The 13,452-nt window shown below is 70.6% G+C and carries 10 protein-coding genes, 1 tRNA gene and 1 pseudogene; 4 read left to right on the top strand and 8 right to left on the bottom strand.

Features of this window, described 5'->3' with window-relative positions; translation table 11 throughout:
* Positions 1-57 precede the first annotated feature (57 nt).
* The gene (locus ACZ67Q_RS36000; protein ID WP_471190781.1) at positions 58-933 is read left to right on the top strand and encodes a LysR family transcriptional regulator; all 876 of its coding nucleotides are present in this window, start codon (positions 58-60) and stop codon (positions 931-933) included.
* Between the two features lie 279 nt (positions 934-1,212).
* Here ACZ67Q_RS36000 and ACZ67Q_RS35995 read toward each other — a convergent pair whose 3' ends face one another.
* Positions 1,213-1,515 carry a DUF2255 family protein gene (locus ACZ67Q_RS35995; RefSeq protein WP_471190779.1) on the bottom strand — a complete coding sequence of 101 codons (303 nt, stop codon included), beginning with the start codon at positions 1,513-1,515 and terminating at the stop codon, positions 1,213-1,215.
* An 83-nt stretch (positions 1,516-1,598) separates the two neighbouring features.
* Positions 1,599-2,477, bottom strand: a complete 879-nt coding sequence (locus ACZ67Q_RS35990) for a helix-turn-helix domain-containing protein (RefSeq protein WP_471190778.1) — start codon at positions 2,475-2,477, stop codon at positions 1,599-1,601.
* A 194-nt stretch (positions 2,478-2,671) separates the two neighbouring features.
* On the opposite strand from ACZ67Q_RS35990, the gene ACZ67Q_RS35985 reads away from it, so the two are divergent.
* Positions 2,672-3,595 (top strand): alpha/beta hydrolase, encoded by a 924-nt coding sequence (locus ACZ67Q_RS35985; protein ID WP_471190776.1) that lies wholly within the window; start codon positions 2,672-2,674, stop codon positions 3,593-3,595.
* A gap of 592 nt (positions 3,596-4,187) precedes the next feature.
* Positions 4,188-4,425 (top strand): annotated as a pseudogene (locus tag ACZ67Q_RS35980) (transposase family protein); the annotation flags it as partial.
* A gap of 9 nt (positions 4,426-4,434) precedes the next feature.
* On the opposite strand, the gene ACZ67Q_RS35975 reads toward ACZ67Q_RS35980, so the two are convergent.
* From ACZ67Q_RS35975 to ACZ67Q_RS35960, 4 genes are all read right to left on the bottom strand, one after another.
* The gene (locus ACZ67Q_RS35975; protein WP_471190774.1) at positions 4,435-4,719 is read right to left on the bottom strand and encodes a hypothetical protein; all 285 of its coding nucleotides are present in this window, start codon (positions 4,717-4,719) and stop codon (positions 4,435-4,437) included.
* A 222-nt stretch (positions 4,720-4,941) separates the two neighbouring features.
* Positions 4,942-7,026, bottom strand: coding sequence for a GTP-binding protein (locus ACZ67Q_RS35970; protein WP_471190772.1), 2,085 nt, complete (start codon positions 7,024-7,026; stop codon positions 4,942-4,944).
* Positions 7,019-7,438: a hypothetical protein gene (locus tag ACZ67Q_RS35965; RefSeq protein WP_471190770.1), complete on the bottom strand. Its 420-nt coding sequence runs from the start codon at positions 7,436-7,438 to the stop codon at positions 7,019-7,021. The genes ACZ67Q_RS35970 and ACZ67Q_RS35965 overlap by 8 nt, the downstream gene beginning before the upstream one ends.
* A 1,040-nt stretch (positions 7,439-8,478) precedes the next feature.
* Entirely contained in the window at positions 8,479-10,578 is a 2,100-nt protein-coding gene (locus tag ACZ67Q_RS35960) for a protein kinase domain-containing protein (protein ID WP_471190768.1), read from the bottom strand.
* Between the two features lie 353 nt (positions 10,579-10,931).
* On the opposite strand from ACZ67Q_RS35960, the gene ACZ67Q_RS35955 reads away from it, so the two are divergent.
* Positions 10,932-12,050, top strand: a complete 1,119-nt coding sequence (locus ACZ67Q_RS35955; RefSeq protein ID WP_471190766.1) for a hypothetical protein — start codon at positions 10,932-10,934, stop codon at positions 12,048-12,050.
* Between the two features lie 27 nt (positions 12,051-12,077).
* Here the strand turns inward: ACZ67Q_RS35955 and ACZ67Q_RS35950 are convergent, their stop codons facing one another.
* Positions 12,078-12,629 (bottom strand): GNAT family N-acetyltransferase, encoded by a 552-nt coding sequence (locus ACZ67Q_RS35950; protein ID WP_471190764.1) that lies wholly within the window; start codon positions 12,627-12,629, stop codon positions 12,078-12,080.
* 274 nt (positions 12,630-12,903) lie between these two features.
* Positions 12,904-12,978, bottom strand: a tRNA-Leu gene (locus ACZ67Q_RS35945).
* Positions 12,979-13,452 lie beyond the last annotated feature (474 nt).

The raw sequence follows: 13,452 nt of genomic DNA, 5'->3' as shown, positions 1-13,452 counted from the left end.
GACGTTCAGGACGGCCGACTACCCGGACGGGTCGTCGCCTCGGAGAGAGTGAGCACGGTGGATCTTGATCTGCGGAAGCTCCGGTACTTCGTGGCTGTTGCGGAGGAGCTCCACTTCGGACGCGCGGCCGAGCGGTTGCACATCGCGCAGCCGGTGTTGTCCCGCCAGATCCGGAGCCTGGAGGACGACCTGGGCGCAGAGGTCTTCGACCGTGACAGGCGCGGCACGCTGCTCACGTCGGCCGGTAAGCAACTGCTGGAGGACGCCGTCCCGTTGCTCGCCTCGGCCGATGCGCTCCTGCGGCGGGTGCAGGCGGCGGCGCAGGGCACCCCCACGCTGACCGTCGGTTTCATGCCCGGCATCACGGTGACCCGGGCCATGGCCGCCTTCACCACCCGGCATCCCGGCGTCACCGTACGTCTGCTGCGCACCAGTTGGGACAACCAGGTGGAGGTGCTGCTGGACGGCCGGGCGGACATCGGCGTCGTACGGCTGCCCCTCGACCAGCGCGGACTTCAGGTACGGCCGCTCTACCAGGAGCCCCGGGTCGTCGTACTGCCGGTGGGACACCGCCTGGCGGACAGGGCCTCGGTCACCGTCGCTGACCTTGCCCGCGAGCATCTCCTCCAGGACCCGGATGCCGTACCCGAGTGGCGTGACGTGGCCGTGGAGTTGCGCGACGGGCGGCGCCCCGAGGTTCCGGCCATCCACCAGGTGGAGGAGAAGCTGGAACTGGTGGCCTCCGGTGCGGGCGTGTGCGTCCTTCCGCTGTCCACCGCCACCTTCTACACCCGCCCGGACGTGATTCCGCTGCCCGTGGAGGACATCGGTCCCAACCGGGTGGCGCTGGCGTGGGTGTTGTCCCGTCGCTCCCCGCTCATCCACGACTTCGCCGAGGCCGCGACGCAGACACTGGCCCGGCCCGCGGCCTGAACCTGCTGGAGCAGACGCTCCCACGTTCCGGCGGGCCCGGCCGCTTGCGCCCACCGACCCCTCGCGGTCGCGCAGCGCGATGGGATGGCCCTGGACCGCGTGTGGGAGATGGCTGCGCCAGTGCTCCACGCCGGCGACGGCGCGAAGCAGTGACGGTGGCGGCCGCCGCCCAGCACTGGCTGCCCGCCTTGGCGCTCTCAACCTGACAAGCGGTTTCGCCGGACAGGGCCGCCGGTGCGCGTGCGCTGCTGCGCGCTGACGCTGCCCGGCCCCGTTCCGTCAGCGGACCAGGCCCGCGGCGCCGTCCGATGAGGGCGCCAGGTCGATCCGTATCGTCGCGGCCTGCGCCCGGCGGCTCGCCGCGAGGGCGCCGGCCGCCTGTCCGTACTTGTTCCGGTAGGCGGCGTCGATCTCGGAGGCGGGCCTGGTCTCACGGGTTTCCAGGAGCACGTCACGGGTGACGGCCCCCACCCGGATCTGTCCCCTGCGGTGCTTGTATGCCGCCTGGTACCAGCCGGAGCGGACCCCTCGGTAGGCGCGGACATACAGTTCGCCACCGACCAGGACCATACCGAGCTCCACGCCAGGGTGATCGTCGTCCCCGGCGGTGAGAACGAGGGATTAGGACCCGGCGAGTCGAGCGAGATCTTCGGGTGTCCAAGGGGTCATCGCGTCAGGTCCTCCGTCCGGCCGGTGCGCGGTTGCTGGGTGGACCATGAGGTGAGGATGCGCAGGGCGTCGTGGGAGGGGCTACCGGGTTCGGCGGTCAGGATCATCAGGCGCTGTCCCGAGCCGTCGGGGCTGGTCCAGGTGTCGCAGTCCAGGGTGAGGTCGCCCACCAGGTGGTGGCGGTAGTGCTTGGTGCCGTAACTGGCGCTGTTGACGCGGTGCTCGGCCCACCAGGTGCGGAAGTCGGGGTCCTGGAGGGACAGTTCGCCGACGAGCTGGGCGAGGTCGGGATCGTCGGGGTCGGCCGCGGCCTCCATGCGCAGGGCGGCGACGGCTTCCCTGGCGTCGTGGGTCCAGTCCTGGTGCAGTTGCCGGACCACCGGGTTCGTGAACAGCAGCCGCATGTAGTTGCGCCCTTTCGCCGGGAGGGCGGCGAAGTCGGTGTAGAGGGCTGCGGCTGCGGGGTTCCAGGCCAGGATGTCCAGGCGTTTGCCAAGGACGAGCGCGGGGGTCTCGGTGAGCTGGTCGAGCAGACGGCGCATGGCTGGACGCAGGCGTTGGGCGGGTCGGCGTCGGCGCGGGTGGGCGTCGCTTCGGCCGGCGAGTTCGTAGAGGTACTGCTGCTGGTCGTCGTCGAGGCGCAGGGCGCGGGCCAGCGTGGTCAGCACGGGTACGGATGCCCGGACGCGGCCCTGTTCCAGGCGTGTGTAGTAGTCGACGCTGATGGCGGCGAGCCGGGCGACTTCCTCGCGGCGCAGTCCGGCGACTTTTCGGGCGGAGTCCGTCTCGGGAAGGCCGCACTGGTGCGGTGTCAGCTGGGCCCTTCGGGCCTTGAGGAAGGCGCCCAGCGCCAGGGAGCCTGAGTCTGCAGTCATGCTCATCAGTGTCATGGAGCCACGACGGGCACGGCACGTGTGTGAGGGGGCAAGTTCTTTCCCAGGCAGAAACCTGGCTCTCCCGCTCGTGCGGAGACTGACAGAACGTAGAGGTGTGCCCGGCAGGGTGCGGGCCCCGAGTCCGCCGCGCCGGCGCCTTACGACACGTCATCACCTCTCAGGGAGTGTGCCTCATGGCCCGGACCACCGTCACCTTCGACAGCGCTGACATCCCGCTCGCCGGCCACCTCTACACCCCCGACACGCCGGCGTCGGGCCCGAGGCCGGCGCTCGTGGTCGGTCACCCCGGCACCGGCGTGAAGGAACAGACCTCCGGCACGTACGCGCAGCGGATGGCCGAGCGCGGCTTCGTCACCCTCGCCTTCGACGCCGCCTACCAGGGCGAGTCCGGCGGCCTGCCCCGTGGCCTGGAAGACCCCGCTCAGCGGGTGGAGGACTTCAAGGCCGCCGTGTCCTACCTCACCACCCGCGACGACGTCGATGCCGACCGCATCGGGCTGCTGGGCATCTGCGCCTCCGGCGGGTACTCGCTGGCCGCCACCGGCGGCGACCACCGCGTCAAGGCCGTGGCCACCGTGTCCACCGCCGAGCCCGCCCGCCAGTTCCGCCTCGGCGCCGACGGCACCCAGGACCCGGCCGTCTTCCAGGCCCTGCTGGACGCCGCCGCAGCGGCCCGCAGCGCCGCCGCACGCGGTGAGGACCCGGGCACGATGACCATGTTCCCGGAGACCGCCGAGCAGGCCCGCGCGCTCGGCGGCCGGCACGGCGTCGAAGGCTTCGAGTACTACTGCACCCCGCGCGGCCGGCACGAACGCTCCGCGAAGACCCTCGCCTGGGAGAGCATCGACAGGATGGCCTTCCACGACGCGTTCTTCGCCGTCCCGCTGATCGGCCCCCGGCCCATCCTCCAGATCATCGGCGAACGCGCTGTCACCGCCTGGATGGCCGTCGAGGCACACCAGCGCGCCACCGGCCCCAAGGAGATCCACTGGATCAAGGGCGCCAGCCACGTCGACCTCTACGACAAGAAGGAGTACATCGACCCCGCCATCGACAAGCTCACCGACTTCTACACCACCCACCTCACCACCGGCTGACGACGGGTAAGGACCTCAAGGACGTACGATCTGCGCCTCGTACGAGCGGGCCCGGGGTGGCCGGCCTCGCCGTGCAGAACGCGATCCGCGCCGCCCGCCCCGTGCCCGCCGGGCGGACGCCCCGGCCGCGACCGCGTCGGCCGCCGCGCATGCCGACGAACAGCCCAACGCCTGCCGCCGCGCCAACGCCGACCGGCCGAAGCCGGAGCAATCGGCTGACGTGGCCAAGCTCGCCGACCAGCGGCAGCACCCCACGAACCGACCCGATCCGGGCAGGGGAGTGGGCCGTGACCGATGAGGGAGGGCAACCGGCCAGGGGGGGGGCCGATCTGTGACAGCGAGAGCGCCTGGAGCAGCCTACTGACGCGTCCCCGGGCGGCGCGCGGCCCTGCACCCGTTGCCGAAGCCGCCGCCCGTCCAGCGCCGCTCCCGCTCACGGCAGTGTCCCGGCGGCCCGGAGATGACGATGCGTTACGCGGCAACCCTTGCGAACGCCGCCGAGCGCGAGTTCCTCGACCTGGCCAGGATCGGATGCGACGGGATCGGCATGGACCACGCGACATGCTCGACCTCCTGCAACTCGACCGCCGCCCTGGCCGACCTCGCCTACCAGGGCGGCGGCCCCTGGGTGAGCACCGGCATCACACGCAAGCCCCTGCAGGAACCCACCCTCACCGAGAAGACGCTCAACCGGGCCTTGGCCGCGGCACGTGCACCGGTCGAACGTGGCGTCGCACGCCTGATCCTGGCAGATCTTCGGCAGATCCCGTTGCAGCCCGGACCGCATGATGTCAACCGCCAAAGCCATCCTCACCCTGGAGCGGCAACGCTGGCGAAGCTCAATGCGGGTACGTCACCCACCGCCTGGCAGACGTGTCGTACCACGCGAGCGTCCCGGCCACTATCGCGCTGAACGGTATCCACTCCTCGTCCGGATTCCACTCCTCGCCGCCCGTGGCCTGCATGAAGATCGGGCTGGGTGCCCAAGCGACCGATACCCGATCGTCCGCGACCTCAGCGATCCAGCCGAGAAACTCGCGACCGTCGACAAGGCTGAAACCGACCTTCGCCGCGTTGTCCATGCAGCTGGCAAAAACGGTCTTCATCCTCGAGACATCGCCCATCGCCCCAGCATAGAGCGGAGTTCGTCAAGAGGATGCAGACGAGGACCACAGCCATCGCCCGTCCCGTTGTGCCGACCGGCGACCGGCACCCCACCTGGGCCTGCGACCTGCGACCTGCGACCTGCGCCCGGACTTCGGCGGGGCCGACACCCCCGCGGTCGCCGCCGAGATCACAGGAACGTCGGATCTCCACCGGCGGCGATGCCTGCCCGCGCTGCGCCCTCAGCGGGGTACACGGCTCCGCCAGTACTCGAGGTTGGCGCGGAGGACGCCGATGTCGATGTCGTCGAAGTCCACGGCCTGCAGGTCATGCTCCAGGAGGCCGACGTAGGCGGCAGCGGTCCCGGCCGCGTCCCCGGCTTTTGCTCGAAGTGTGGCGATGAACCACCGGGTGACGAGGGTGTCGGGGTGCCCATGGCCGAGGCTGCGCTCAAGGTGGGCGAGCCTGGCCTCGTAGGCGGGAAGCGTGTCGGCGTGGTCGGGGCTGAGCAGGGGGGCGTGGGCGATCAGCGGCCCGCCGGGGACGGCTGTGGCCTCTTGCGGCGCGTTCGTGGTCTCTCGCCGCCACTGGGCGAGGCTGCGACGGGTCAGTGCGGTTTGGACGTGGTCATGGCCCAGCAGACGCTCCTGGTCCGCGAGCAGTGAGGTGAAGGCGGCGACGGCTCCCGGCACGTCTCCCTCCTCTCCCCGCAGGTGGGCTAGCTCGTAGCGGGTGTCCAGGACCTCCGTGTGGTCGGGGCCGAGCGCACGTAGTTCTTCGAAGAACAACGTGACGAAGGCGGCGGTGGCTGCCGCCCGGTCCCCGGACTTTCGCCGCACTTGCGCCAGGTTGTGGCGGGCGGCGAAGGTCGAGGGATCGCCGGGCCCAAGGGCCCGCGTCAGGTCAACGATCACCGAGCGCAGTTCGGCCTCGGCCGCGTGGGTATCGCCATCGGCCGCGAACCGCGCCATGACGACGTTGGCCCGGGTGGCCAGGGTGTTCTGGTGGCTGGACCCCAGCTCGCGCCGCATGGTCGCCAGTTGCTCCTCGAGTACCGGGAGGGACGCGGCGGCGCTCGCCGGGTCCTGCCACATCTCGGGCAGGGTCCGATAACGGTTGGCGAGGCCGGGCAGCGGGGTGGTGGGCCGGTGGCGGCTCGTCTGGGGGAGGAGGTTCTCCATCAGGTGCAGGCGCCAGCTGTGGTGTGCCTTGCGGTAGGCGACGTCACGTTCGGTCCACATGAACTGCCCGTATCCGGGCACCAGCATCTTCTGTCGAACGTCCTGTACTGCCTGTTGGACCACGGGCAGCCGCATGCCCGTGGTCTGCAGACGGCGCGCCGTGTCCTCGTCACCGCCGCGCTGGGTCAGGTGCGCGAGGAGAAGGATTGCGGAGTAGTACGCCTCGCACATTTCGGTTGCACGGATCGCGCTCTGCCAGGCCAGGAAATTCCACTCCCGCGTACCCACGCGACGCGTCCGCGACTCCCGGGCATCCCCGCGGGACTCCTCCGCCTGGACCCAGGTGCCGAGCAGGAAGTTGAAGCACGTGGTGAAGGTCGAGGCGTCGGCAGTCAGTTCCTCGTTCTCCTGGTCGGAGATTCCCAGAAGTGGCGCGATGCGCCGGTCGACGAGCAGCCTGCCCCCGCTCCCTTCCTCGCCGGACGACAGATGACCGTCCCGGATGTGGGTCAGTTCGTGGGCGAGGGCGAAGATCATGGCCGCGTCCTGGAAGCTGCGCGGATCGGCCCAGGGGGCGGATTGGGCAGGACCGATCCGCTCAATCGCGGTACTGAGCCCGGTGACGGGCACCGGAGTCTCACCGGGCCTCTCCAAAGCCCGCACGAACTGGAAGAGGGCCAAGGCGAAGGATTCCTGTGCGTGCATCATGGCCGTACGCCACCCCGGGGGAAGCGTTTCCGGTGCATATGGGTGCCCCGTGTGCAGGCCCCAGGCGATTTCGGCGGTCAGCTGGACGAGGAGCGGCGAGATCCCGATGAGGTGTCCGGTGCCAGACCCAGGGCTTTCGAAGACCCTCGACTCCACGGCATTCGACGGAAGGCAGAAGGCCTCCACCGCACCAGCGAGCTGGAGCGCCGCCGCACGGTCCTCCGGCGGGAACGTGGCGAGCAGCTCATCGAGAATCGCTCTGACTTGCGGTTGAGTGTAGGCGAAATAGCCTTCCCAGGCACGCTCCGGATCGTTTTCGCCCGTGATCCACCGAAGATGGGAGGAGTCGGCGAAAGCCTTGCTCATCTCCCTCGCCTCGGCCGCGAGTTCGTGATTCTGCTGGCCGGCGAACAGGTGGCTGCGGCCCGGATCAGGCACTGTCCGGTCCTCCGGCGTTCTCGCTGCCGTTCCCGCGCGAGGGCAGTGCCCCCGCGATGACGTCGGTCAGCCCGACCCCGTCACGAACAGTCACCTCACCGGATTTGGAGCGCACGACGACCAGGCCGCGCGGCAGCGCCGGGTCCTGGCGGACCGTGAGCTGCCGGCCGAGCGCGTCGATCACGACGCCCCTGCTCCATGCCTTGCGTAACGTGTTCACCAGGTAGGCGAGGGCATGCGTCGCAACCGAACCGATCAGCAGGACGTCCCCGAGGGGCACGGTCCCACGAGCGTCAATGCCCTTCCCGACGCTGGCGGCAGCGGCGAACGCCTCCTGCGCGGCGGCGATCAGATCGGGATCCGCTGGCACGAACACGTTCACCCTGACCTGATCGGATTCCACAGCGTCCACCCGAACCCCCTTTGACGCGCCTCGGACACCAGTAAAGAGACCGTAGAGCATGGTGTTTGGCGGCGTCAGCCCGTAAAGCGGGCCCACTGGTCTGGCTTCACACACCATCCAAGCGTGTGGTAGCCGCACCTGGTCACGTGCATGCGCGCCCGCCCCACCCCGGGCGACCTGGTGGTCGGCGCTGGCGCGCACACCAGTTGCTACGGCTGCAGCGACCGAGCATCGGCGTTTCGGCCAACCCGCCTTCGGCCGCGGGCGCTTGCGTGGCAAGGGTCGGTGCACCGCGCACCTTCGGTCAACCGCTCAACCTCGGCGTGCGCAACCCGTCCGAAAGAGCACGTGTTCGAAATCGCGGCGGCGTCGTTGAACACGGTGATGCCCCCGCCACGCTTCCGAGAGGGAACATTGACGCAGATCGAACCGTTCACTGCCGGGCTGTGCAGGGCTTTTCGGAGACGGCGCCGTCTTCGCCGTCGACATACCGCAGCGCAGGAAAGGCGCCGACGGATGAGCCCTTCTTGGCCGCGCCGCCGCGCGAGGGTCGCCCCGACCGACGGTGGTCTGAAACCCCGTGATCCGCTCGACGGAGCTTCCGCCATTCGGTAACGAGTATGACTGGCCGGGCACGGCAGGCCAGGGCAGCGGGAAGCCGACCCCAGCGACGACGGAGAAGGCGATCCCCGCCCTCCTCGCCGGTCCCAGCGCACAAGTGCGGGCCGTCGGACTGCGGATTTTGCGTCACTCTGCCGGCCACGGCACGGCCGTCACGGTCGGCACCTCGCTGGCGGGACGGTCACGGCGGCCTGCCCATCCCGCCGGGGCGGACCGGACAGTTCTGCGCCGGCTGCTCTGCACGATCACCCACAGCCGAAACGCCGACGGCCGTGTCACCATTCGGCCAAAAGGCCAGGACGACACCGCGACGACCGGCAGCTGCGGCTTCGACGCCGCTGCGGAGCCGAGACCGTGAGGAGGCGTGGCCCCGGCGGAAACGAAGCCGCCGAGTCCGGACCGCTGGGCCGAGTCCGCGCAGCCTCGGCTCACCGCCAGGCCGGGTGCCCTTCTGGTGAACTGCCTGTCGTGAGTCTGCGTTCCCCCGTGCCGTCCGCGCGTACCGCCCAGATCACGGGGGACTGGTAGGGGCCGCGCACGAATGCCACCCACGTGCCGTCGGCCGACCACGCCGGGTCCATCTCGTGCTCAGGGGTGGCCACCAGCGCGCGGTCACCGGTTCCGTCCGTCCTGACGAGGCGGATGTCCCCTTTGCGGACGCTGTTGTAGCTTCCCGCCGTGTACGCGAAGGTCTTCCCGTCCGGCGACCAGACGGCGTCCAGTGCGGGGTGCGGCAGCCGTGTGACCTGGACGAGTTTCGGTTGGCGGGCGTCGGGTTCCACCACGTGGATCTGCCAGTTGCCTGGAGAGGTCTCATAGGACACGGCGATCCTGCTGCCGTCCGGGGACCACGCGGGATCCTCCACCCGGCCTGTCCCCGTGGTGATCTGGCGTGAGGAACCGTCGGAGACACGCACGACGAACAGCTGCTGTACACCGTCCTGTTTGCGCAGCACTGCCAGGCGCGTGCCGTCCGGAGACCAGGACACCCGCCCGCCGGCGATGGAAGCGATGCGCCGGGGCCCGGACCCGTCGGCGTTGGCTGTCCACACGGCTGTGTCCCCGGAGCTGATCCGTGTGAAGGCGAAGGAGCGCCGGTCGGGGGCCCACTGCGGCAGGATGTCGCACGTGCCGCCGTGGACCAGCCGCCGCGGCTGATCCGTCGCGGCCGGGCGCAGCGCGATCACGCCGTGGCAGGTCGAGGGCCAGCCGGGTGCGGTGTCCTGCCGGATCAGCAGCGGGGCGGTGGGGAAGGGGGCGGGACCCGACGGTGGAGCGATCTTGACGGACTGCTTGGGCTGCGCCTTGTTCGGGGAGCCGTCCTCCTGTGCCTGCCACACCAGCACCGCGGCAACCGCCGTGCACACCACAGCGGCCGCGACGGCAAGCCGCATCCAGGGCCGCCGCCGGGCGCCGGGGCCCTGTCCACCGGCCGATGGGCTGCCCTCCCGAACGGGCGGAGGCGGGATCGGGGCGCTCACGGTCGGCGAGACAGCGGTTTCCTCCGCGGCAGGAGCAGGCGGCGGTGTCGGCGCGCCACTGGCCGCGCGCTGAAACGCACGCGCACCTGAAGGGGCAGGGCCGCCGGGGTCGGCTACCGTCGGCGACGCGGGCGCCCGATGCGCGTCGTCATCGAGAGGTGCCGGGGTCTGCGCGCCCGGACTCTCGTTCGGCGTCAGCAGGCGCATCGCGGCGTCCGGCAGCCAGCCGCCGTCCTCGCGGTGCAGGACCGTCAGACCGGCGAGGAACTCCGACGGAGTGGGTCGCTGCCGCGGGTCCTTGGCGAGGCACGCGGCCACCGCTTCCCTCAGCATCGGTGGCACCGCGGCCAGGTCGGGCTCCTCGTGGACGACGCGGTAGAGCCAGCCGGCCGTGGAGCCGTCGCCGAACGGCGAGCCACCTGCGGCCTGGCAGAGCACCACGCCCAGCGCGAACATGTCCACAGCGGCGGTGATCGCTCCACCTGTCAGTTGCTCGGGCGCGAGGTAGCCGGGCGTCCCGACCTGGAAACCCGTCTGCGTCAGAGCCGACATTCCATCGAGGGCCCGCGCGATGCCGAAATCGATGACCCGCGGGCCGTCCTCGGCGACGATGATGTTCGCCGGTTTGAGATCGCGGTGCACCACACCGACCCGGTGGATCGCCTCCAGAGCCTCGGCGAGCCCCGCCGCGAGCACGGTCAGACTGTACGCGGGCAGTGGTCCCACCCGGTCCAGTACTTTGTCCAGGGTGGGACCGGGCACGTAGGCGGTCACCAGCCAGGCCGGATTTCCGTCGGGGTCGGCGTCCACGACGGGGGCGGTGTGGAAGCCGCTCACCTGCCGCGCGGCCGTGATCTCGCGGGCGAAACGGCGCAGGAAGTCGGGGTCCGTGCTCAGTTCGGGACGCACCACTTTGACCGCCACGGCCCGGCCCGACTGGGACCGGCCGAGGTAGACGACCCCCATGCCTCCCTGACCGAGCCGACCGATCAGTCGGTACCTGTTCCCGCCGACCGACGTGGGATCACTCGACTCCAGCGGCTTCATGCATCCCTCTCCCGCACGACGTACGGGAACAGAATCGCCGCCGAGCAGCCGTGAGTCCAGCGCTTGCCGCCTGTTCTCCCTCAGTTTCGATCACTCCGGGCATCCGGTGGACCAGCTCCCTTCGCGGCTGCTCGAGGCCTCGGCTGTCCGATGGTCCCGGCTGCCCGAGGGCCGATTGGTCGCGGGGCGATCAGCCTGAGGAGAAACGGCTGCCGCTTACCCCGCAGCCGTCGCAGGCACGGACCTCATGAAGGACGGAGAGCCTCACCGGGGAGACGTTCATCCGGACGGCTGAGACGTTCGCCGCCGGGCCCCGTACCCCCATCGGGGGCCCGCGATCGGAGGTGCCGCTCATGGTCATCGGTGACTGGCGCAGCCCAGCTCCCGTCTTCAGCCGCCACGGGGCCCGTCGGCCGGGACACACCGGGGGCGCGGGCGAGGCGAGGGCGCGCCGGTGGGGCGTCCGGCGGGTGACGCGGCGCGGAGTGGAGATCACCCTCGGGGTGCTGTGGCTGGTGGACGGGGTGCTGCAATTCCAGCCGTCGATGTTCACCCGCGGCTTCTTCGTGGACATGCTCGGTATGGCGAACATGGGTTTGCCCGGCCCGATCTCCACGGTGGAATACGACCTGACCAGCATGCTGGCCGCCCACGCCGCGCTGTGGAACGCCCTCTTCGCCGCGCTTCAGGTCGCGCTCGGCGCCGGGCTGCTGTGGCGACGCACCGCCCGCACGGCACTCGGGCTGTCGGTCCTGTGGGCGCTGTCCGTGTGGATCGTCGGCGAGGGCTTCGGCGGACTCTTCATGGGCGGCACCAACCTGCTGACCGGAGCCCCTGGCGCGGCCCTCCTCTATGCCGTGATCGCCGTGGCGGTCTGGCCGCGCCGCACCTCAGGCGGTGCCCTGGGCGCCTCCACGAGCGGGGGCGGCAGCGTCTCCGGCGCGTTCACCCAGGCGTCCGTCCGCACGTCGGGCGGTGCACCGACCGGGCGGAGCGTCGCGGACGAGGGTGTCCTCGGCGGGGCGCCGGCGCGCTGGGTGTGGCTGCTGCTCTGGCTCGGGACGGCCGCCCTCGAACTCGAACCCGCCAACCACACGCCCGCCGCCCAGCTGATCAACACCGGCGAGGGCGAACCGGGTGCCGTCGCCGCCGCCAACCACGTGTTCGGCGAGCTGTTCAACGGCTGGGACCTGCGGTTCGTCGTCGTCTTCGCGCTCCTCCAGGTCGCCGTCGGCGTCGGGATCCTGGCCCTGCGCACCCGCCGCCCGGCCCTTGCGGCCGGCGGCGTGCTGGCCCTGGCCACCGGTCTGGCCGGCCAAGACCTCGGCGGGCTCCTCACCGGTCACGCCACCGACCCCGGTACCGGCCCTCTGCTCGCGCTGTTCGCCCTCACCCTGTGGCCCCGCTCGGTCGAGCGGGAGGCCCTCGAGGACCGGTCCGCGGCTGCACCGGGCGGGGCGACGGCCCGCTGAGTGTCGCGATCCGTGGACCGTCTCACGTCACGCTGCGTCGGGGTCACGCAGACCGACGGCATCATGCCGCCAGAACGGCTCTGCATAGACCAGCGTCCCCGTCATCCATGCCTCGTGCTCCGGGAGTCTGATGACCTGAAAGGCACCGTCCGGGATACGCAGGGACGGTTTGCGGAAGCCCAGGCCACCACCGGGCACGAAGCCGAAACGCGAGTAGTAGCCCGGATCGCCCTCCAGGAAGACGAGGGGCACGGCCCGTCGGGCGAGGGCCTCCAGTCCGTGCCGGACCAGGGACGAGCCGATACCGCGCCTATGGAGCTCGGGCATCACTGCGAGCGGACTGAGGACTTGCACCTCGACCAGCCGACGAGGGGCATCGAGAAGACTGCGGGTGAACATGACGTGCCCGACGACCTGCCCGCCGTGCTCGGCAACCAGCGACAGACCGTCCTCGGGCGTGATGGTGCTGCGCAGGGTGTCGACCAGGTCGGCCACGACACGGCCATGGTCCCCGAACGCCTGCAGGTGAACATCCCGCACGGCCTGCCTGTCACTCGGAAGTTCCTCGCGAAGATCCATGCCCGGAGGGTAAAGGCCTCTCCGGGAGACATGCACACGGTTTGGAGCCGGAAGGATACCCGCTCGGCGACGCCACGATAGCCGCGCGGCCGGCCGGCGGACGTTGACCGCCGACCTGCCAGTCACGACGGGAGCAAGATCCGCACCCCCATAACACCTTCATCACACGGAGGGCACGCATGACGAAGAGGAAGAACCGCGTCCTCACCCTCCTCGCGCCCTGCGCGGTGCTCGGCGGTACATCCGTAACCGCGGTGGTTGGCAGGGAAAGAGGGGCGGGGCGGCCGGATTCGAACCGACGTCCTCCGAGATGCTGTCGCGGCGCACTACCTCTGTGCTACGACCCCGCCTTGCCGATGATCATAGGCGGACTCGTACTGACTGGCACACGATTATGTAGCCCTGTTGCGCCTCGCCGTCTGCGACGGCTGGATGCTCGCCCCACCGGGTGGCTCCTACCGGAAGTCCGCACCCACTCGTGGGGCCGCCTGGCGTCGGCGTCGGCGGGTCGTCGCGGGTGCCGTGCCGGGTGCTCCGATGGGCGTGGCGCCCGGGGGAGAGTGGCCAGGGCGGTGAGGGTGATGCCGCAGCCGGTGATGATCCACCAGGCGGGGCGGCTCGCGTGGTCGGAAGTGGGTGCCGCCGCGCTTGCCGTCAGTCGGGGCTTCGGTGATCAGCAGCGGTACGACGGTTGCTGGGTCCAGGGCGGCGCCGAGGTCTTCCCTGATCCCGCGTGTGAGGTCCGGGGGTCGTTCACCGGATCCGGGTTTGCCGTCGGGCAGGTAGAACCGGTCGCGGGTGCGGGCGGTCAGGAGGCGGCCTT

The sequence above is a fragment of the Streptomyces sp. NPDC036813 genome, from assembly GCF_055609245.1.
The sequence above is the reverse complement of the archived record's forward strand: the minus strand, read 5'-3'. Positions and strand labels throughout refer to the sequence as shown.